Source organism: Lentzea sp. NPDC051208 (assembly GCF_040682435.1).
Lineage (GTDB): Bacteria > Actinomycetota > Actinomycetes > Mycobacteriales > Pseudonocardiaceae > Lentzea > Lentzea kristufekii.
Window position 1 is genome coordinate 253,063 of record NZ_JBFBAW010000011.1, and the last position, 17,049, is coordinate 270,111.

Annotated in this window: 20 protein-coding genes; 10 read left to right on the forward strand and 10 right to left on the reverse strand. The window is 68.9% G+C overall.

The genetic code is table 11. The features are described from left to right. Positions 1 to 24 precede the first annotated feature (24 nt). Positions 25 to 1,638: a hypothetical protein gene (locus tag AB0M48_RS26990; protein ID WP_363847001.1), complete on the forward strand. Its 1,614-nt coding sequence runs from the start codon at positions 25 to 27 to the stop codon at positions 1,636 to 1,638. Here the strand turns inward: AB0M48_RS26990 and AB0M48_RS26995 are convergent. Genes AB0M48_RS26995 through AB0M48_RS27010 form a run of 4 tightly spaced genes read right to left on the reverse strand, consistent with a single transcriptional unit; the run spans position 1,631 to position 5,208 of the window. After that, entirely contained in the window at positions 1,631 to 2,773 is a 1,143-nt protein-coding gene (locus AB0M48_RS26995; RefSeq protein WP_363847003.1) for a cysteine desulfurase-like protein, read from the reverse strand. The two genes, AB0M48_RS26990 and AB0M48_RS26995, sit on opposite strands and share 8 nt — an antisense overlap. Positions 2,774 to 2,777: 4 nt before the next feature. Continuing rightward, the gene (locus tag AB0M48_RS27000; RefSeq protein ID WP_363847005.1) at positions 2,778 to 3,374 is read right to left on the reverse strand and encodes a TetR/AcrR family transcriptional regulator; all 597 of its coding nucleotides are present in this window, start codon (positions 3,372 to 3,374) and stop codon (positions 2,778 to 2,780) included. Beyond that, entirely contained in the window at positions 3,362 to 4,027 is a 666-nt protein-coding gene (locus AB0M48_RS27005) for a hypothetical protein (protein ID WP_363847007.1), read from the reverse strand. Before AB0M48_RS27005 ends, AB0M48_RS27000 begins: the two co-directional genes overlap by 13 nt. Positions 4,028 to 4,065: 38 nt before the next feature. Beyond that, positions 4,066 to 5,208, reverse strand: coding sequence for a GNAT family N-acetyltransferase (locus tag AB0M48_RS27010; protein ID WP_363847009.1), 1,143 nt, complete (start codon positions 5,206 to 5,208; stop codon positions 4,066 to 4,068). A 54-nt stretch (positions 5,209 to 5,262) separates the two neighbouring features. Here AB0M48_RS27010 and AB0M48_RS27015 point away from each other — a divergent pair, with 54 nt between their 5' ends. The 3 genes from AB0M48_RS27015 (at position 5,263) to AB0M48_RS27025 (ending at position 7,977) form a co-directional block, all read left to right on the forward strand. Then, positions 5,263 to 5,766, forward strand: coding sequence for a DinB family protein (locus AB0M48_RS27015; RefSeq protein ID WP_363847011.1), 504 nt, complete (start codon positions 5,263 to 5,265; stop codon positions 5,764 to 5,766). A 79-nt stretch (positions 5,767 to 5,845) separates the two neighbouring features. Continuing rightward, the gene (locus tag AB0M48_RS27020; RefSeq protein ID WP_363847013.1) at positions 5,846 to 6,751 is read left to right on the forward strand and encodes an NADP-dependent oxidoreductase; all 906 of its coding nucleotides are present in this window, start codon (positions 5,846 to 5,848) and stop codon (positions 6,749 to 6,751) included. Between the two features lie 71 nt (positions 6,752 to 6,822). Then, positions 6,823 to 7,977, forward strand: coding sequence for an endonuclease (locus AB0M48_RS27025; RefSeq protein WP_363847015.1), 1,155 nt, complete (start codon positions 6,823 to 6,825; stop codon positions 7,975 to 7,977). Here the strand turns inward: AB0M48_RS27025 and AB0M48_RS27030 are convergent. Next, on the reverse strand, positions 7,964 to 8,410 hold the full coding sequence (locus tag AB0M48_RS27030; protein WP_363847017.1) for an NUDIX domain-containing protein: 447 nt from the start codon (positions 8,408 to 8,410) through the stop codon (positions 7,964 to 7,966). The two genes, AB0M48_RS27025 and AB0M48_RS27030, sit on opposite strands and share 14 nt — an antisense overlap. A gap of 10 nt (positions 8,411 to 8,420) precedes the next feature. Between AB0M48_RS27030 and AB0M48_RS27035 the strand changes: the two genes are divergently transcribed. After that, positions 8,421 to 9,482: a DNA polymerase IV gene (locus tag AB0M48_RS27035; RefSeq protein ID WP_363847019.1), complete on the forward strand. Its 1,062-nt coding sequence runs from the start codon at positions 8,421 to 8,423 to the stop codon at positions 9,480 to 9,482. Between the two features lie 28 nt (positions 9,483 to 9,510). Further along, positions 9,511 to 9,723 carry a hypothetical protein gene (locus AB0M48_RS27040; protein WP_363847021.1) on the forward strand — a complete coding sequence of 71 codons (213 nt, stop codon included), beginning with the start codon at positions 9,511 to 9,513 and terminating at the stop codon, positions 9,721 to 9,723. Here the strand turns inward: AB0M48_RS27040 and AB0M48_RS27045 are convergent. Together AB0M48_RS27045 and AB0M48_RS27050 are read right to left on the reverse strand one after the other, a co-directional pair. Further along, positions 9,702 to 10,031: a hypothetical protein gene (locus AB0M48_RS27045; protein ID WP_363847023.1), complete on the reverse strand. Its 330-nt coding sequence runs from the start codon at positions 10,029 to 10,031 to the stop codon at positions 9,702 to 9,704. The two genes, AB0M48_RS27040 and AB0M48_RS27045, sit on opposite strands and share 22 nt — an antisense overlap. After that, entirely contained in the window at positions 10,028 to 10,351 is a 324-nt protein-coding gene (locus tag AB0M48_RS27050; protein ID WP_363847025.1) for a methyltransferase domain-containing protein, read from the reverse strand. Before AB0M48_RS27050 ends, AB0M48_RS27045 begins: the two co-directional genes overlap by 4 nt. Positions 10,352 to 10,633: 282 nt before the next feature. Here AB0M48_RS27050 and AB0M48_RS27055 point away from each other — a divergent pair, with 282 nt between their 5' ends. The 3 genes from AB0M48_RS27055 (at position 10,634) to AB0M48_RS27065 (ending at position 13,732) form a co-directional block, all read left to right on the forward strand. Continuing rightward, positions 10,634 to 10,813, forward strand: a complete 180-nt coding sequence (locus tag AB0M48_RS27055; protein WP_363847027.1) for a DUF397 domain-containing protein — start codon at positions 10,634 to 10,636, stop codon at positions 10,811 to 10,813. Positions 10,814 to 10,995: 182 nt separating this feature from the next. Beyond that, on the forward strand, positions 10,996 to 11,850 hold the full coding sequence (locus AB0M48_RS27060; protein ID WP_363847029.1) for a helix-turn-helix transcriptional regulator: 855 nt from the start codon (positions 10,996 to 10,998) through the stop codon (positions 11,848 to 11,850). A 412-nt stretch (positions 11,851 to 12,262) separates the two neighbouring features. Further along, positions 12,263 to 13,732, forward strand: coding sequence for a hypothetical protein (locus AB0M48_RS27065; protein WP_363847031.1), 1,470 nt, complete (start codon positions 12,263 to 12,265; stop codon positions 13,730 to 13,732). Between the two features lie 56 nt (positions 13,733 to 13,788). Here AB0M48_RS27065 and AB0M48_RS27070 read toward each other — a convergent pair whose 3' ends face one another. Further along, positions 13,789 to 14,670, reverse strand: a complete 882-nt coding sequence (locus AB0M48_RS27070) for an SRPBCC domain-containing protein (protein ID WP_363847033.1) — start codon at positions 14,668 to 14,670, stop codon at positions 13,789 to 13,791. A gap of 2 nt (positions 14,671 to 14,672) precedes the next feature. Beyond that, positions 14,673 to 14,984 (reverse strand): metalloregulator ArsR/SmtB family transcription factor, encoded by a 312-nt coding sequence (locus AB0M48_RS27075; protein ID WP_089923684.1) that lies wholly within the window; start codon positions 14,982 to 14,984, stop codon positions 14,673 to 14,675. 111 nt (positions 14,985 to 15,095) lie between these two features. Between AB0M48_RS27075 and AB0M48_RS27080 the strand changes: the two genes are divergently transcribed. Continuing rightward, positions 15,096 to 16,232 (forward strand): PLP-dependent aminotransferase family protein, encoded by a 1,137-nt coding sequence (locus tag AB0M48_RS27080; RefSeq protein ID WP_363847036.1) that lies wholly within the window; start codon positions 15,096 to 15,098, stop codon positions 16,230 to 16,232. Positions 16,233 to 16,620: 388 nt separating this feature from the next. On the opposite strand, the gene AB0M48_RS27085 is transcribed toward AB0M48_RS27080, so the two are convergent. Continuing rightward, positions 16,621 to 17,034: a PPOX class F420-dependent oxidoreductase gene (locus AB0M48_RS27085; RefSeq protein WP_363847038.1), complete on the reverse strand. Its 414-nt coding sequence runs from the start codon at positions 17,032 to 17,034 to the stop codon at positions 16,621 to 16,623. Positions 17,035 to 17,049 lie beyond the last annotated feature (15 nt).

The following is a 17,049-nucleotide window of genomic DNA, read 5'->3' on the forward strand; positions in this document are numbered from 1 at the left end:
GCCGTTCGGAGCAATGGACGTGCCATGATCGGTCCCGTGGACGTCCAGCGCTGGCAAGCAGCCGCGGTTCCGTGGTGGGTGACCAAGGTCGGGCTCGTCGGTGGGTGGATCGTCGCCTTTTACTTCGCCGTGAGCGCGAACGTGGCGCCGTGCACGGCCGCGCAGCCGTGTCTGCCAGACCCGCTGTTCTCCCTCTCGGTGGTGCCGTTGCTGGCTACGCCGTTGCTGTTGTTGTTCAACCGCGTGCTCACGGGCTGCGCGATGGGCGTCCTGTTCGGCACGCTGGACATCGTGCTCGACGGCAGTGCGGTGGCGAACCTGGCGTTCGGGCTGCACGCCGGTGCGTGTGCGCTGGTCGCGGTGTGGACGGTCAGGGCGCGTGCGGATCAGCACGACGCGGCCGGCACGACGATCGTCTCCCTGCCGGACTTCCCGCCGCCACGCGGAGTTCTGCGCGTGGTCGCCGTGCTGCTGGTCGTGTTCGGGTTCCTGACCTTCGTGCAGTACGGCCTCACCAACGACGCGATCGAGCAGCACATCGCGAACGCCAGCCGCGTCGACGCCGAGGTCGTCGAGATCAAGGACGCCTACGAGGTGTGGGTGGAGCTGCCGGACCGGCAGCGCGCCGCGTTCCAGCCGCTCGCGCCGGAGTCCTACCAGGTCGGCGACGAGGTGCCGGTGCTCGCGGACGGCACGTGGGTGCGGATGGAGAACGAGCCCGAGGACGTCACGTGGTGGCTGACCATCGGGGGCGCCGCCGTGTTCTTCGCGATCCTGCTGGCCGCGCGGGAACGCCGCCGCCGCGCGTTGTGGTCGGGCCCGGTGAAGGCGATCCGGGTGCAGGCGCGTCCGCTCGGGCCGCGCAGGATCCTGCTGCGGTACGGCGAGGAGGACATCGCCACGGTCACCACGCTCGCGGACCTCGGGCTGGAGGAGCCGCTCTACCACGACACCGAGCAGTTCGGCCGGGTGTGGCGCGGCGAGGAGGACCCGCCGCCGCGGCTCGACCCGGCCGAGGTCCTCGTCGCGGGGGAGTGGCACCACGGCGGCCAGGTGGCGTTGCTGGTCGAGGGTGAGGTCGTGGCGACGAGCACGCTGAACCGCGTCCGCCCCCGCCACACCGTCCACAGTGCACACCTGCCGGGTGTGCCGGTCACCGCGGGCACGCCGGTCGACCTGCCGCACGCGATCTGGCCGGGCGACCGGCGGCGGATCGAGGGCGTGGCGCTGCTGCTCGGCGCCGCCGGCGCGTTGATCGCGCTGAAGTACTACCCGGAGCTGATCGTGCTCGGGCTGATCGGCGTGCAGTGCGTGCTGTCGGCGGTGACGCGGTTCCAGCCGATGCTGCGTCTCGACCACAACTCGGTCGTGCTCTACACCGGCGTCTTCACCTACCGCGTGCCGTGGGCGCAACTGCACGGCGTGCGGCGGTCCGGCCCTCAGCTCATGCTCGCGTTCGGCCCGCACGGCGACGTTCTCACGACACCGCACCTGCCGGACGAGAAGGCGGGCGAGAAGCTGATGTGGGCGCGCGCCCGGTCGCTGATCGCCGAGCACCCCGGCGAACGCGTGACGCGCAAGCTCAACATCAGCGTGCTCGCCGCCGCCGCCTACGCCGCGCTGGTCCTGTTCATCTGAGCCGGGCCACGGCCTGGAGCAGACGATCCACATCGGACTCGTCGGTGTACGGCCCGATGCCGGCCCGCACCGCGCCCTTGTCGCCCAGGCCGAGCCACCGCGAGCACTCGAGCGCGTAGAAGTGGCCGGCGGGCGCGTTCACGCCCTCGGCCCCGAGCCGGCGGTAGACCTCGGCCGGGTCCAGCCCGTCGACGGAGAACAGCACGGTCGGCGTGCGGGACGAGGCCTTGCTGTAGATGCGCACGCCGAGTTCCTGCAGCCCGGTCTCCAGCCGCTGGCGGAGATCGAGCTCGTACTCCTCCAGGCCTTCCAGCGACCGCATGAACTCCACGGCCGCGGTCGTCCCGGCGAGCAGCTCGTAGGGCAGCGTGCCCAGCTCGAACCGTTCCGGCACGGCGTTGGTCGACGGCAGCAGCTTGTCCGGCCGCAACGTCTCCAGCAGTTCCGGTGCCGCCGCCAGCACGCCGAGGTGCGGGCCGAGGAACTTGTACGGCGAGCACACGAAGAAGTCGGCGTCCAACGCCTCGACGTCGACCGGCACGTGCGGTGTGTAGTGCACGCCGTCCACGTAGACGAACGCCGCCGCCTCGTGCGCCGCCCGCGCGATCTCCGCGACGTCGGGACGCGTGCCGAGCAGGTTCGACGCCGCCGTGATCGCGACGACGCGGGTGCGGTCGGACAGCAGCTTCGTCACCGCCTCGACGGGCAGCTCACCGGTCGTGCGGTCGAACGGCGCCCAGCGCACCGTGGCCCGCGCGGCCTCGGCGGCCTGCACCCACGGCCTGATGTTCGCGTCGTGGTCGATCCTCGTCACGATGATCTCGTCGCCCGGCCGCCAGTTCTTCGACAGCGTGCGGGCGAAGTCGTAGGTCAGCTGGGTCATGCTGCGCCCGAACACGATGCTGCCGGCGTTGAGGAACTCCGCCATCGTGCGCCGTGCGGTCCGCACGATCTCCTCGGCCCGGCGCTCGGCGGCCGTGACGCTGCCCCGGTTGGAGACGGCCGAGGTCAGGGTGTTCCTGACCGCGTCGGCCACGACGTCGGGCACCTGCGCGCCGCCGGGACCGTCGAAGTGCGCGGCCCCCTCGCGCAACGCGGGGAAGTGGGCGCGGACCGCAGCGACGTCATAAGCCATGCCCTCATGGTGCTTGAGCACCCACGAATCGGGAAAGGATCAACCGGAGGGTGCTCACCTGTTCGTTCGCGTCGAAGTCGGGGTCGATCAGCCTGCCGAACAGGCCGTCGACCAGACCCTGGACCCAGCTCGCGGCCGTCAGCGCGCTCACCGGGAGGGCGATCTGGCCCGCGTCGTGCGCCTGTCGCAGCAGGGCGGCCAGCTCGTCGCGCACGCCCTGCTCGTTGCGGCCGGCCAGCTCCCACAGCTCCGCGTCGCGGCTGGCCTGCGTCACGACCTCCAGCACCAGCCCGGCCACGGACCGGTCCAGCGCGGGTGCGCACAGATGATCGACCATCAGCAGGACGCCGTCCCACGGGCGCAGCTCGCGGGCTCTGGCGAACATCGCCGCGTTGTCCTCGGCGTCCTGCACGAAGATCTCGCGGAAGATCGCCCGTTTGGTGGGGAAGTAGTGGAAGAGGCTGCCGGTGCTGATGTCCGCGGCCTTGCAGATCTCCGCGACGGTCGTGCGTTCGAAACCCTTCTGGGCGAACAACCCCGCGGCGGTGTCGGTGATGTGCCGCTTCTTCTCCGCGTGCTTGACCGGGTCTACCGTTCGCACCTGTAGTACTGCCTCTTCTTCTCGTCCCGCACGGAGACGCCGCGTTTGCGGATCTCCCGGGCCAATTCTGCGGCCTCCTCGTGCTCGTACTTCGCGATGGCCTTCCGGCGGGCCGTGAACAGCGCGTTCACCTCCGCCGACAGCTCGGGCGCGTGCTCGACCCACATCCGGAACTCGCCCGCGAACGGGTCCGCGGCGCGCCACCGGTAGCCCTGCTCGGTGAAGGCACGTTCGAGCTTCGCCGCGCTCAGGTCGGACTTCTCGCGGGCCAGTTCGATGCCGCTCGGGGAGAGCAGCACGAGGTGCTTGCCGTCCGCGAACGCCGACTCGACCTCGTCACGGCCGAAGTCGAACGTCTTGTCGTCCTTGCGCAGCGTGATCCGCGCGTGCGAGACCTCGACCGTCATCATCTCGCTCGCCCAGAACAACGCGAACACGAAGCCCGCGACCGCGCCGACGGCGAGCCCCCCGATCGTCCGCCACGGCTGCGGTATGTCCGTGACCAGCTCGAACACGCCTTGGGCGGGGAACCACCTCAGCGTGGTGATCCACCCGGCTGCCAGCGTGAGCCCCCACGCCGCGGCGGCGCCGACGGCCGGGCACGCGACCCAGATGCCGTACCGGACCGCCGCGGTCTCCTGCACAGTCGTCATGCGCTCAATAATAGACCGAGCGCTCGGTTTATTCTGACCTACGGCAGGTAGAAGGTCAGCAGATCGCTCGTGACCGGCGGAAAGAGCCTGGTCATCAGGTCCTCCTTCGGGCCGGGGTAGACGTCGGAGAACCGGCGGCGCAGGCCGTCCATGCCGTGCGGGCCGAACAGCAACGGCGCCAGCAGGTCCGGGGCGATGCCCGCGCCGCCCTGCGAACCGGGACCGAGCAGCGTGCCGCCCCACTCGTACGGGCCGATCTCCTCGCCGTCCCAGCGGAAGCGGACGTGCGTGCGGTAGAAGCCGAGCACCACCTCGTCGGGCTCGTGGCCCCGCAGGCGCCGCGCGAAGACCGGCCGGAGGTGTTCGAGCAGTTCCGGGATGCCCGGGATGCGCACCATGTACTGGTCGAGGTCCGCTCGCCTGGCTCCCAGGTGGTCCTCCAGCGCGGGATGCCGTTCCCCGACCTCGGCTGGATTCACCAGTGCCACCAACGCCTGCACGGCGTCGTCGTCGATGCCCGCGACCTCGCCGAGCACGACGTCGCCCTCTTCCTCCGGCGTGCTGCGGCCCGTCGCGACCGGGGTGCCGTCGCGCTCGACGATCCAGGTGGTCGAGCCGGTGCGGTCGAGCAACCAGCGCCAGCACGGCGTGCTGTGGCCCACGCGCAGGTCCACGCCCTGCTGGGCTTGGTCCTGGAGCTGGTCCAGCACCGGGATGTCGGCCTCGGTCGCGCGCCGGATCGTGTGTCCCGCAACGGCTTCGGGCTTGTGGACGAGCGTGCGGGTCTGCTTGATCGGAATCGAGTAGGTGTAGCCGAACTGGCGGTAGAAGTACGGGACGCCCATCACGAACTGGAGCAGGTGACCGCGCTCGGCCGACCTCTCGTGCGCCCAGCCCATGAGCTGCCGCACCAGGCCTCTGCCCTCGTACTCGGTGTCGGTGGCGACCTGTTCGATCTGACCCGCCGGGATGTCCACGCCGGCGAGCGTCACCGTCTCGTCCATCAAGGTGACGGTCGAGACGATCCGGCCGTCGTCGTCGGCCACCCCGACCCAGTCGCATCCCGCGTCCGGATCGGTCATCAGCAGACGGGCGTCGACGCCGTCGCTGGGATCCATGCGCGAGACGACGAGCTTCTCGACCTGGTCCACGTCTTCGGGGCGCGAGGTGCGAATCTCCACGGCCGGAGTGTTTCCAGGGCGGTGGTTGTCCGCAAACGGTTTTACCGTCGGGGCATGGACTGGAACAAGCAGTTGACGGACCAGCTCGAGTTCCACTGGACCGTGCAGGCGCGGCCGCGGCTCGAAGGGCTGACCGACGAGGAGTACTTCTGGGAGCCGGTGCCCGGCGCGTGGAACGTCCGCGAGAACAACGTGATCGACTGGCAGTACCCGACGCCCGAACCGCCGCCGGTCACCACGATCGCGTGGCGGATGGCGCACATCATCGTGGGCGTGCTCAACATGCGCTCGGCCTCGCACTTCGGTGGCCCGCCGGCCGACTACACGACCTGGCAGTTCGCTCAGAGTGCCGACGAGGCGCTGAAGCAGCTGGACGACGCGTACGAGGCGTGGATGGCCGGCGCGCGCACGGCCGATCTGTCGAAGGCCGTCGGTCCGGCGGAAGGACCGTTCGCGGCGGAGCCCATGGCGACGCTGGTGCTGCACATCAACCGCGAGGTGATCCACCACCTCGCCGAGATCGCGCTGCTCCGCGACCTGTATCTGAGGGAGAGCTAGTCACTTTGAAGTGCCTACTTTCTAGAAGTGGGCGCTAACTGCAAGATGGTGCCCGTCAAGAACATCGAAGGGGATCATCGTGCGAGTCATCACGCAGAACACCGTCGGCGACGCGTCCGTCCTGGAGGTCACGCAGGCGCCGGTACCGGTCGCCGGCCCGGGTGAGGTGCTGGTCAAGGTGGGTGCGGCGGGTGTGAACCCGGTCGACACCTACATCCGCGGCGGCGGGTTCCCGGCGCTCGGCGAACCGCCGTTCACGCTGGGCTGGGACGTCGCCGGCACCGTCGAGCAGGCCGGTGAGGGGTTCGCGGCCGGTGACGAGGTCCACGGGATGCTCGACTTCCCCGGCGACGGCGGCGGCTACGCCGAATACGCCGTGGTGAAGGCCTCCAACCTGGCGAAGCGGCCGTCGTGGCTGAGCGTGGAGCAGGCGGGCGCGGTGCCGATGGTGGCGCTGACGGCGTGGCAGACGCTCGTCGGCCGGGCTGGTGTGTCCGCCGGTCAGCGGGTGCTGATCCACGCCGCCGCCGGAGGTGTCGGGCACGTCGCGGTGCAGATCGCCAAGGCGCGCGGCGCGTACGTGATCGGCACTGCGTCGGCGGCCAAGCACGACTTCCTGCGCTCGCTCGGCGTGGACGAGGTCGTCGACTACCGCCACCAGGACTTCACCGAGATCGAGCCGGTCGACGTCGTGCTGGACGCGATCGGCGGCGAGTACGCCGAGCGGTCCGCGAAGGTGATCAAGCCCGGTGGCGTGCTCGTGTCCGTCGTTCCCGGCAACCCGGGTTTTGACGTTGACCGAGCTTCCGAGCTCGGGATCCGGTTCGAGCTGTTCCTGAGCGTCATCGCGTCCGGCGCCGACCTGGCCGCGTTGCCGCAGCTCAAGGTGCAGATCGACCACGTCGTGCCGCTGGCGGAGGCCGCGAAGGCCCACGAGCTCGTCGAGTCCGGGCGAACCACGGGCAAGGTCATCCTGGTGCCGTGACCCCTCGTTAACCATTCGTTGACCATGTACACCGATCGTGTGCAAAACATCCACACGGTCGGGGAGTGCACATGGCGCGGTGGAGTCCGCTCGCTTTAGTCGTCGGTTTGCTGGCGGCGGTCGGCCTGTACGGGTCGACCGCCGCTGTCGCAGCAGGCCCGCTCACCGTCGCGCAGGCGATCGCGACCCAGAACGGGTCGTCGGCGACTGTCCGCGGTTATGTCGTCGGTCAACCCACGGCCACGACGACCGTCATACGTTCGGGTTATCCGAACGACTACGCGCTGGCGCTGGCCGACTCCGCGTCAACGACCAGCACCTCGAACATGGTCTACGTGCAGATTCCGTCGGCGTTCCGCGCGTCCTGGGGCCTGCGCACGAACCCGTCGCTGCTCGGCAAGCAGATCGACGTGACGGGCTCCCTGAGCGCGTACTTCTCGCACGCCGGGCTGACCTCGCCCACGGCGTTCGCGTTCGCCGGCACGACGCCGACGACCAGCACGACCACTCCGCCGACCACCAGCGCTCCGCCTTCGAACTGCATCGCCTACTACGCGACGGCCTGCGACAAGCAGGGTGCGGCGTTGAAGTCGGCGTTGAACTCGATCATCCGCAACCACACCAGGCTGAGCTACACCGAGGTCTGGGAGGCGTTGAAGGCCACCGACCAGGACCCGAACAACTCGGCGAACGTGATCCTGCTGTACAGCGGCGTCTCCCGCTCGAAGTCGGCCAACGGCGGTGACCAGAACCACTGGAACCGCGAGCACGTCTGGCCTCAGTCCCACGGTCCCTTCGACACCAACACCGCACCTGGCACCGACCTGCACCACCTGCGACCCGAGGACGTCACGGTGAACGGGGTCCGCGGCAACCTGGACTTCGACAACGGCGGCAACCTCACCCATCCGGAAGCACCAGGCAACCGCTATGACACCGACTCGTGGGAGCCGCGCGACGCCGTGAAGGGTGATGTCGCGCGGATGCTCTTCTACATGGCCGTGCGTTACGAAAGCGGCGACCAGCTGAACCTGGAACTCAACAACTCGACGTCCAACGGCTCACAGCCGTTGATGGGCAAGCTGTCCGTCCTGAAGCAGTGGCACCAGCAGGATCCCGTGGACGCGTCCGAGCGGCGGCGCAACGAGCTGATCTTCAGCAGCTACCAGCGCAACCGCAACCCGTTCATCGACAACGAGAACTGGGTCGCGTCTATCTGGCCGTGAGTCGTTCGAGGAAGGGGCGTTGCGCGGAGACGATCTTCGCGCTCGCCTCCTCCACGCTGAACCACTGGACGCGGTCGACCTCGGGGAACGTTTTCTTCTGACCCGACTTCGGCGGCCACTCCATCTCGAACGTACCCGGCGTGACCGTCTCGGGGTCCAGGTCGCCTTCGAGCGCCCAGACCGTGATGACCTTGCCTGAGCCCTTGGCCTCGCCGAGCGCGATCAGCTCGCCCTCCGGCACCGGCAGCCCGAGTTCCTCCTCGAACTCCCTGCGCGCGGCCGCCTCGGGCGTCTCGTCCCCGGTGTACTCGCCCTTCGGCACGGACCACGCGCCGGCGTCCTTGCGGGCCCAGAACGGGCCACCCATGTGCCCGAGGAGCACCTCCAGCTGCTCGCGCCTTCTGAAGAGCAGGATTCCGGCCGACCGTTTCATACTGTCCAGCATGGCGGACTGGGTCCTGCACGTGGACCTCGACCAGTTCATCGCGGCGGTCGAGGTGCTGCGCGATCCGTCGTTGCGCGGCAGGCCCGTGGTGGTGGGCGGCAACGGCGACCCGACCGAACGCGCGGTCGTGGCCACCGCGTCCTACGAGGCGCGCGAGTTCGGCGTGCGCTCGGGACTGCCGCTGCGGACCGCGTTCAAGAAGCTGCCCGACGCCGTCTACCTGCCGGTCGACCACGCGCTGTACGAGGCCGCGTCGGCGGACGTGATGGCAGTGCTGCGCTCGTTCCCCGTGGTCGTCGAGGTGCTGGGGTGGGACGAGGCGTTCGTCGGTGCCTCGGTGGACGACCCCGTGGCGCTCGCGCGGTCGGTGCAGGCGGCGGTGCTGGACAAGACCGGCCTGCACTGCTCGGTGGGCATCGGCGACAACAAGCTGCGGGCCAAGATCGCCACCGAGTTCGGCAAGCCCGCCGGCGTCTTCCGGCTCACGCGGGAGAACTGGGCCGAGGTGATGGGGCACCGGCCGACGTCCGCGCTGTGGGGGATCGGCGCGAAGACCGAGCGCAAGCTGGCCGAACTCGGCCTCGCGACCGTGACTGATCTGGCGACGGCACCGGTGGACGCACTGGCCGCCCGGTTCGGCCCGCGGATGGGCCCGTACTACCGGACCGTCGCCCAGGGCGCGGGGGACACGGTCGTGAGCGCGACGCCGTGGGTGGTCAAGTCCCGGTCTCACGAGAAGACCTTCCAGCAGGACCTGGCCTCGCTGGAGGACATCCGCCGTGAGGTCGTGGCGCTGGCCCATCAGGTCGCTGCGGACGTGGTCGCCGAAGGGCGTCCTGTCGTGCGCGTGGGCGTGAAGGTGCGGTTCGTGCCGTTCTTCACGAAGGTGCGGCTGATGAAGCTGCCTGCGCCGACGTCCTCCGCCGACGAGCTCGCGGCGGCCGCTCTGGTCGTGCTGGACCGCTTCGAACACGGCCGTGCCGTCCGTCTTCTCGGAGTCCGCGCGGAATTCTCCGACGATGATGTCGAACCGAAGCCATCCCCTTCGACGTATCAGTAAGTAGAGGATTCACCGCTAGGAGAAGAACATGACCGAATCATCGCTCACACACCGCGATCGAGCCGTTCTCAGAGCAGTCGCCGACGGCCGTTGCGAGATCGCCGGAAGTGCTCTGCTCGTCGACGGCCTGTGCTGCGCCGACCAGTTCGCCGGGCTGCGCCTGACGACCGCGGGCCTGATCAGCGCACGTCCCGGCCCCGCGGCGCTGACCTCGGCGGGTTACGACGTGCTCGCCGCCTGATCTTTGCGGAAGACCGACATCAGGTACTTGTTCGAAAAGCGATAGCCGCCGTCCTGGGTTCGGAACGGTTCCACCGCCGCCCTGATTTTTTCTGCGACTTCTTCCTCGCCCTCGCTGATGCGCTGGTGGCTGCCCACGCTCAAGAAGCTGCGCAGCGTCGTGGCCTCGTCGGGATGCACCTGGGGAATGTCGATCGTGAGCTCCGGGTGCCACTGGCACACGACCACGTAGTCCCTGCTGACCCTGACCGCCTCGGCGAACGCCTCGTCGGGGTCCTGCGCGAAGAACAGCGCGTTGAACGCCGTCACGACGTCGAACGTGCCGTCCTGCCAAGGCAACCGCCCCCCAGCGGGAGTTCGTGGAACTCGGCCGTGCTCGCCTGCCGTGCCAGCGCGATCATCGCCGGAGAGATGTCGATGCCGATCGCCTCGCCGCCTGCTTTCGTTGCGGCGGCGCAGAACTCGCCGCTGCCGCACGCCAGGTCGAGCACCTTGGTGCCTGTCGTGATGCCCGTGCGTTCGATCGCGGTCTTCCAGGCGGGCATGGACATCTTCGCGCCGAGTGCCGCTCGCTGCGAGGCCTTGCGCCCCCGCAGTTCGCCTTCCCGAACTGTCTGGCTGTCGGTCATGGCTCCGACCCTGATCGCACTTCGAGCTGACCCGTCCCGGTTCGCCAAGCTCTGATTCCAAGTGATGTCAACGGTTTTCGCGTGCGCGTGTCCTTAATATGTCCTCTTTCCCTTGCTACGGCGTACCTCTGGCGGTGTTGAGGGCCGTCCAAGTTGATTTACCCTGAGTTGTGGCCTCGTCGGGTTGGAGGCGTTCCCTCCGCCGCTCTCCCGGGGTGCGCGCGGGTGAGCCGGGCCGAGGTGGGTGGGTTCGGTCGGGGACCCGTGCGATGGGAGCGGTGAATGGCTTCAGAGCTCAGGTGGATCCGTAGCTCGTACAGCGGCACTGGCGGCAACGAGTGCTTGGAGTGCGCGAGCACCGGTACGACCGTGTGGATCAGGGACTCCAAGGACGCCGGCCGACGACTCGAAGTGTCTCTCACAAGCTGGCTTGCGTTCGTCTCAACAGCAATCCGGACCTGAGTCAATCGCCCGATCGTGTGGTCAATTCTTGATCACTTCGCGGTGCGCCTGCTGCGGTAGGCGCACTTTTTTGATATTTCTCCTTCTGCTTTCTGCCAAATGGCTGACAGCAGTACGAGCATGCGCTGAAAGCGCGCTACCATTCTGCTACCTAGCAGAATGAGGGGAGACGTGTTACCACCGTGAACAGTCCCGTTGTTCTGCAGAAACGCCTGCTTGACGAGCTCAGGCAGATGCGGGACGAGCTAGAACTCACCCAGCAGGCCGTCGCGGAGGCCCTCGACTGGTCGGTGTCCAAGCTGATCAGGGTCGAGAAGGGTGAGAACAAGGTCTCGGTCACCGACGTCCAGGCCCTGCTGTTCCACTACGGGGTGACGGACAAGGAGCGAGTCGACCAGCTCGTCGGCATGGCCAGGGCGATCAAGCGCTCGCGTTCCGCCTGGATGGACAAGTACAAGGGCTTCTTCAGCGAGCAGTTCGCGAGGTTCCTGGAACTGGAGACGTCCGCCATCCGGTTTCGGCAGTGCCAGCTGAACGTCGTTCCCGGGCTGCTGCAGATCTCGGACTACGCGCGCGTCCTGGTCGCCGCCAGCGCCCCCAACGAGGACAGCATCGCGCGGGGCGTCGAGATCCGCCTGCACCGCCAGTCGGTGCTGGAACCCGGCGGGCCCGAGATCTTCATCATCCTCGACGAGGCGGTGCTGCACCGGGTCATCGGCAGCGAGGACGTGTTGCGCCGCCAGCTCGTGAAGATCAAGGAACTCGCCGCGTTGCCGCACGTGACGATCCAGATCCTGCCGTTCGCCAAGGGCATCCACCCGGCGATGAAGAGTTCGTTCTCGCTCCTCGACTTCTCCGAGAACGAGGACGACTTCGCGTTGCTGATCGAGCAGCCGTACAAGGACAACCTGCTCACCGCGGGGCCGGAGCTGAAGGAGTACCTGAACTACTTCTACCAGCTGGAGATGTTCGCCCTGCCCGCGAGCGAGACCCCCAACGTGATCGACCGGCGACTGGAAGAGCTGGGAGGCGTTTGACCGATGTGGCCGGGCGGGTGGCTGCTGGAACAGCCACCTGCCCGATGGCAACCAATACCGACCCCAAGTCCCATGAGGCGAGGCAATGTCGCCGTCCGTCAGCGTATGACGTTCGACCCCTGATGAGTTCCGCCATCCAGGTCCCCTTCAGGTGATTGGCCCTCGCCGCACTGATCCAGCCCGGATCTGTTCGTCGACCCAGTCCCCAGGAGGCGCACGATGTGCAGCAGCACCAGAAATCCCATCCTTCCCCTCACCCCCTGCGCGCGAGACGGGGGAGGTTGCCGAAATGGGCATATTCACTAGCTACAGCTGCAGCGACGGAGGACGGATCGCGGCCCCTCTCGTCGAAGTGTTGCGGGGGCATGGTTTCGACGTGCTCTGGGACGCCGATCTCAGCTCCACTCATCCGATGTCCATCCAGGCCTGGATGGAGAACGCGGTCCGGGACCGGATCGTCGTGGTCGTCGTGTCGGAGTCGTACCTGGAAGCGTTGCTGTCCAACGACTTCATGGAACGCCTGGGCGTCCGGTACGAGCTGGGGCTGATCCGCCAGAAGCTCTACCACCACGTCGGGGCGGACAGGTGCCCGGTGGTGGTGGTCGTGCCGCCGGGGATCGAGGTGAACTCGCTGCCGGCCTTGCTGCAACAGCTCGTGGTCCATCGGTTCGATCCGGGCACTCGCGACGGGGAGGAGGAACTGGTGCGGAGTCTCAAAGCGCTCGAGGAGGGCGACTGCGGCCGTGCGTCTCCCGCTGTGCAGGACAGCGACGAGGTGTACCGCACCCGTGCGGCGTTGAGCGGTCTGCAGGCCGAGCCGCTGTCGTCGGAGAAGGCGTACCTGTTGGCGCGCGAGCTGGTGGAGCGCGGCTCCGGTGACTTCGAACTGGTCAGGGGGTTCGAGTCGGTCGCGGCCGTGGCCAAGGCTCGCGGTGACGTCCGGCTGGTCCGGCGCCTGTCCGAGGTGTGCCTGCGGACGCTGGCGTCCGGGCCGCAGCTCAGGGGAGAGGAGGAGCTGAAGGCGAAGGTGCTCGTCGCGGGGCACGCGTGGCATCTGCTGCGGGAGCACCGTTTCAGCGAGGCGACCCTGATGGCCCAGGACGGGACGCAGATCGCGGAGAAGGTCCGCGACCTCAAGACGGCCGCGCGGGGGAAGCGGGCCGAGGCAAGGGTTTTCCTGCACCTCGCCGCCGAGGCGGTCGGGTACGACCGCGCGTACTACCTCGGCAAGGGCGAGCACCTGTTGATGATCGCGAAGGACCTGTTCCGCTCGATCGGCGGTCCGACCAGCGAGGAGCTCGGGGTGTGCGCCTCGCTGCACGCGGAACTGCAACTGCTGCGGCACGAGTCGACGGGGTGTCCCGACGAGCTCGCGTCAGCGGTGCGACGGGCTCAGGCAGCCGAGACGGTGCTGACGCCGGGAACGGAGCCCTACCACTGGCTCGCCGTGTTGCAGGCGCGCCTGTGCCTCGCCGACAAGAAGTACAACGAGGGCAAGGAGTTGGTCACGGCCGTCATCGCCACCGCGGACTTCCCCGAGGTGGTGGCCAAGTCCCGGCAGGTGCGAGCCGACCTCCTGTTCGCCACCAGGGAGAAGGCCGCGGCCCTGCGCGACCTGCTCGCCGCCGAGGAGACGTACCGGAGACTCGGCTGCGAGCGTGCCGCGGACACCTGCTGGTGGACGATCGCGAGGTACGACGCCTCCAAGGTGACCGACGTCCGTCTCACCGCGGCCGACCTCGACCGGCTCGAGGAACTCGCACCGAATCCGGGCGATCGGCGGCGCGCGGTGCTGGAACACGAGTTGAGGACACCGAGACGGCTGGTCCGGCGGAGTGCGCCGGACTGGGTCTGCCTCGTCGACCGCGTGCAGCACGACTGACGTCCTCGGCGCGGCCGGACCCCCGTTTCGGGAACGGCCGCGCTCGTGATGTCCGGTCAGCGCCCGGCGTAGCGCCGGGTCAGCTCCTCCTCCCGGTCCGCGGGCCACGGGCAGCGGATCTCGCCCTGGGTGGCCGCGAAGAACAGTTCCAGGTGCACGTGCCAGGCCGCGAGTGCTTCGGGGCCGTGGGCGTTCTCCTGGACGAGCGTGACCGTGGTGCCCTGCAACGGCACGTGCTCGAACTCCCAGCGTACCTTGCCCTTCGGTTCGCCGTCCCGCAGCCACTCGTACTCCAGCAGGCGCGGTGCCTCGGACCTCGTGACCTCGCCCGGCGTGATCCCGGGATGCGCGGCGCGCGTCGGCACGCCGCCCCCGGTGTCCTCGGTGAGGATCTTCCAGACGTCGTCCAGCGGCGTCCACACCAGATCGCGTTCGAAGCGCACACCTTCCGGTTCGTCGGTGCCCTCGTCGAGGCCGAAGTGCCGGACGTAGTGCTCGATGCGCGACAGCCACTCCGCGGGCGGCTCGAACTCCTCGCCGTCGGCGCGAGCGGCCAGGGCGTCGAGGCAGGTGGCCCAGCCGGGGGCGTCGCGGCCCACCGCCAGCCTGTTCGTGACGACCGCCGTGAAGACCAGCAGGCAGCCGTCCTCACGCGGCAGGATCTCGAAGCGCAGCACGTCGTCGAGCCAGCGGAAGGCGAAGACCTTCGGCGGGTCGGACTCCAGCAGCTCGCCCTCACCGCCGTCGGAGTCCACCGGTGCCTCGTCCGGGAACGTGAAGCGCATCTTCGCGCCGTCGAGCTCGACCTCGGCCGGGAACCAGTGCTTCATCTCGGCCGGATCGGTGACGACCCGCCAGACCTTCTCCGGCGAGTGCCGCAGGGTGCGCTCGAAGCGCAGCACGGGCTTGCCCTCGATCATCCGCAGTTCGGCGTCCACGGTCAGTCCCCTTCGATCTCGTCGAGCCGGCGCTCCAGTGCGTCGAGGCTCTTCTCCCACATCCGCCGGTACGGCGCGAGCCAGGCGTCGATCTCCGCCAGCGGCCCCGGCGAGACCCGGTACCAGCGCTTCTGGGCGTCGGTGCGCACCTCGACGAGACCGGCCTCGCGCAACACTTTGAGGTGCTTCGAGACGGTCGGCTGGGTGAGTGTCAGCCGGTCGACGAGGTCTCCGACCGGCCGCTCGCGTTCCCGCAGCAGGTCGAGGATCTCCCTTCGACTCGGATCCGCCAGCACGGCGAATGTAGATGCCATGCCAGCAATATAGCTGGATAGGCATATAACCGCCACCCGGTCCGCGAGCCGGATCGCCACCGGCAGAAAATGGACGTCCGGACCCACGGGCCGCCGATTGACGTGAAGCGCATGCACCGCACCCTCTCCGTGGCCAGTTCCCCGGTGCGCGACCTGCTCGCGCTGACCTCCCGCCCCGAGGTCATCTCGTTCGCCGGCGGGCTTCCCGCCCCCGAACTGTTCGACCTGGACGGTGTGCGCGCCGCCTACGACCTGGCACTGCGGGACCGCTCCGTCCTGCAATACGCCCCCACGGAAGGGAACGCGGCGCTGCGCGACCTGGTCTCGGCGCGCCTGACCGCCCGCGGACTGCCCACTTCGGACGTCCTGATCACCACCGGCTCCCAGCAGGCGCTCGCACTGGTGGCCACCGCGATGCTCGGGCCGGGCGCCGTCGTGGCGGTCGAGGAACCGACGTACCTGGCGGCGCTGCAGTGCTTCCGGATGACCGGCGCCCGAATCGTGCCCGTCGCGAGCGACGCCGACGGCCTGGTGCCCTCGTCGCTGCGGTCCGTCGTCGCCACCGAGAAGCCGGACCTGCTCTACCTGGTGCCCACGTTCGCGAACCCGACCGGCCGCACCCTCTCCGCGGCGCGCCGCGTGGAGATCGCGGAGATCGCCGCGGCTCATGACCTGTGGATCGTGGAGGACGACCCGTACGGCGAACTCCGCTACCGCGGCTCCGCCGTGCCCCCGCTAGCCTCGATCAGCGACAGAACCCTCTACCTGGGCAGCTTCTCGAAGATCGGCGCCCCCGGCATGCGCCTCGGCTGGCTGAGGGCCCCCGCCGACCTGCTGCGCACCCTGACGATCGTGAAGCAGGCAGCCGACCTCCACACGTCCACAGTGGACCAGGCCGCCGCCGCGGTGTACCTGGCGGACAACGACCTCGACGCCCACGTCGCCCGCCTGTGCGCCGAGTACGGAGCCCGCCGCACCGCGATGCTCGCCGCACTGCCCACCACCACGCCCACCGGCACGACGTGGAGCGACCCGGACGGCGGCATGTTCGTGTGGCTGCGGCTGCCGGGCGACGTGGACAGCGCCGTGCTGCTGAAGGACGCTCTGCTGCACGACGTCGCTTTCGTGCCCGGTGCGGCCTTCTTCGCGACGACGCCGGACCACGCGACGTTGCGGCTGTCGTTCACGACCAACACGGTGCGGGAGATCGGGGAAGGCATGGCGCGCCTGGCGAAGGTGCTGCTGTGAGCCTGCTGGACGACGAGGCGCTGTCAGACCCCGTGAGTACGCCGAAACGCAGGGGGCCCCGATTCGGGGGTACCCCTGCATGAGCGTGCTGGGTCTTGTCGGCGCGCCGACAGCCGGCGGGAGGCCACGGACCTGTGCTCCGGCCGGAGCAGGGAGACGGATGCGGCTGTTCGGCCGTGCCGCGGCCAGCGTCGTGGCACGGCCGCGGCGAACCTTCGCGTCGCGAGTGTGCGCTGCTCACCGCATCGCCGGTTGGCCGCGCGCTGACCGAAACAGTGCGTGACAACGGATCCAGCCAAGGCAATGTCGTTCGCGGGACACGCCGAGACCGCTCACCGCTGATGACAGCGCTGGCACGAACGGCCCAGGCCAACACCGCTACGCGCCGCTATGAGGCCCACGGGCCGACGCCCGCCACACGGTCGACCTTGATGCGTGTGACGAACCCTGGCGGCGGGTTGTCCATCGGCGGGAACTTCACCTCCGGGCCGAGGTAGGTGTGCGCGAGGCGCTGGAGCAGTTCCGGCGCCCCGCCCTCGGTGATGCGCGCCGTGCCGTAGACGACGAGGTACTCCTGCAGGCCGTGGTCGTTGATGGTGGGCGTCTCGACGGAGAGCACCACACGGCCGTCGTTGCGGATGTTGCGCACCTTCTGGTGCTGTGCCAGGTGGCCCGAGACGATCTCGTCGCCGTCGAGCCCCACCCAGACGATGGTGACCTGCGGAGAGCCGTCCGGGCCGAGCGTCACGAGGTGGCCGAGCGCCTTGGACTCCAGCACCGACCGGGCTGATTCGGGGAGCACGACGGCGACGCTACG

Bases quoted from the DNA above. Each gene is read 5' to 3' on its own strand.
- AB0M48_RS27075 (WP_089923684.1), bottom strand. From the start codon at position 14,984: ATGGCATCTACATTCGCCGTGCTGGCGGATCCGAGTCGAAGGGAGATC.
- AB0M48_RS27055 (WP_363847027.1), top strand. From the start codon at position 10,634: ATGGCTTCAGAGCTCAGGTGGATCCGTAGCTCGTACAGCGGCACTGGC.
- AB0M48_RS26990 (WP_363847001.1), top strand. From the start codon at position 25: ATGATCGGTCCCGTGGACGTCCAGCGCTGGCAAGCAGCCGCGGTTCCG.
- AB0M48_RS27030 (WP_363847017.1), bottom strand. From the start codon at position 8,410: ATGAAACGGTCGGCCGGAATCCTGCTCTTCAGAAGGCGCGAGCAGCTG.
- AB0M48_RS27005 (WP_363847007.1), bottom strand. From the start codon at position 4,027: ATGACGACTGTGCAGGAGACCGCGGCGGTCCGGTACGGCATCTGGGTC.
- AB0M48_RS27015 (WP_363847011.1), top strand. From the start codon at position 5,263: ATGGACTGGAACAAGCAGTTGACGGACCAGCTCGAGTTCCACTGGACC.
- AB0M48_RS26995 (WP_363847003.1), bottom strand. From the start codon at position 2,773: ATGGCTTATGACGTCGCTGCGGTCCGCGCCCACTTCCCCGCGTTGCGC.
- AB0M48_RS27035 (WP_363847019.1), top strand. From the start codon at position 8,421: ATGGCGGACTGGGTCCTGCACGTGGACCTCGACCAGTTCATCGCGGCG.
- AB0M48_RS27080 (WP_363847036.1), top strand. From the start codon at position 15,096: ATGCACCGCACCCTCTCCGTGGCCAGTTCCCCGGTGCGCGACCTGCTC.
- AB0M48_RS27025 (WP_363847015.1), top strand. From the start codon at position 6,823: ATGGCGCGGTGGAGTCCGCTCGCTTTAGTCGTCGGTTTGCTGGCGGCG.
- AB0M48_RS27050 (WP_363847025.1), bottom strand. From the start codon at position 10,351: ATGACCGACAGCCAGACAGTTCGGGAAGGCGAACTGCGGGGGCGCAAG.
- AB0M48_RS27040 (WP_363847021.1), top strand. From the start codon at position 9,511: ATGACCGAATCATCGCTCACACACCGCGATCGAGCCGTTCTCAGAGCA.
- AB0M48_RS27065 (WP_363847031.1), top strand. From the start codon at position 12,263: ATGTCCATCCAGGCCTGGATGGAGAACGCGGTCCGGGACCGGATCGTC.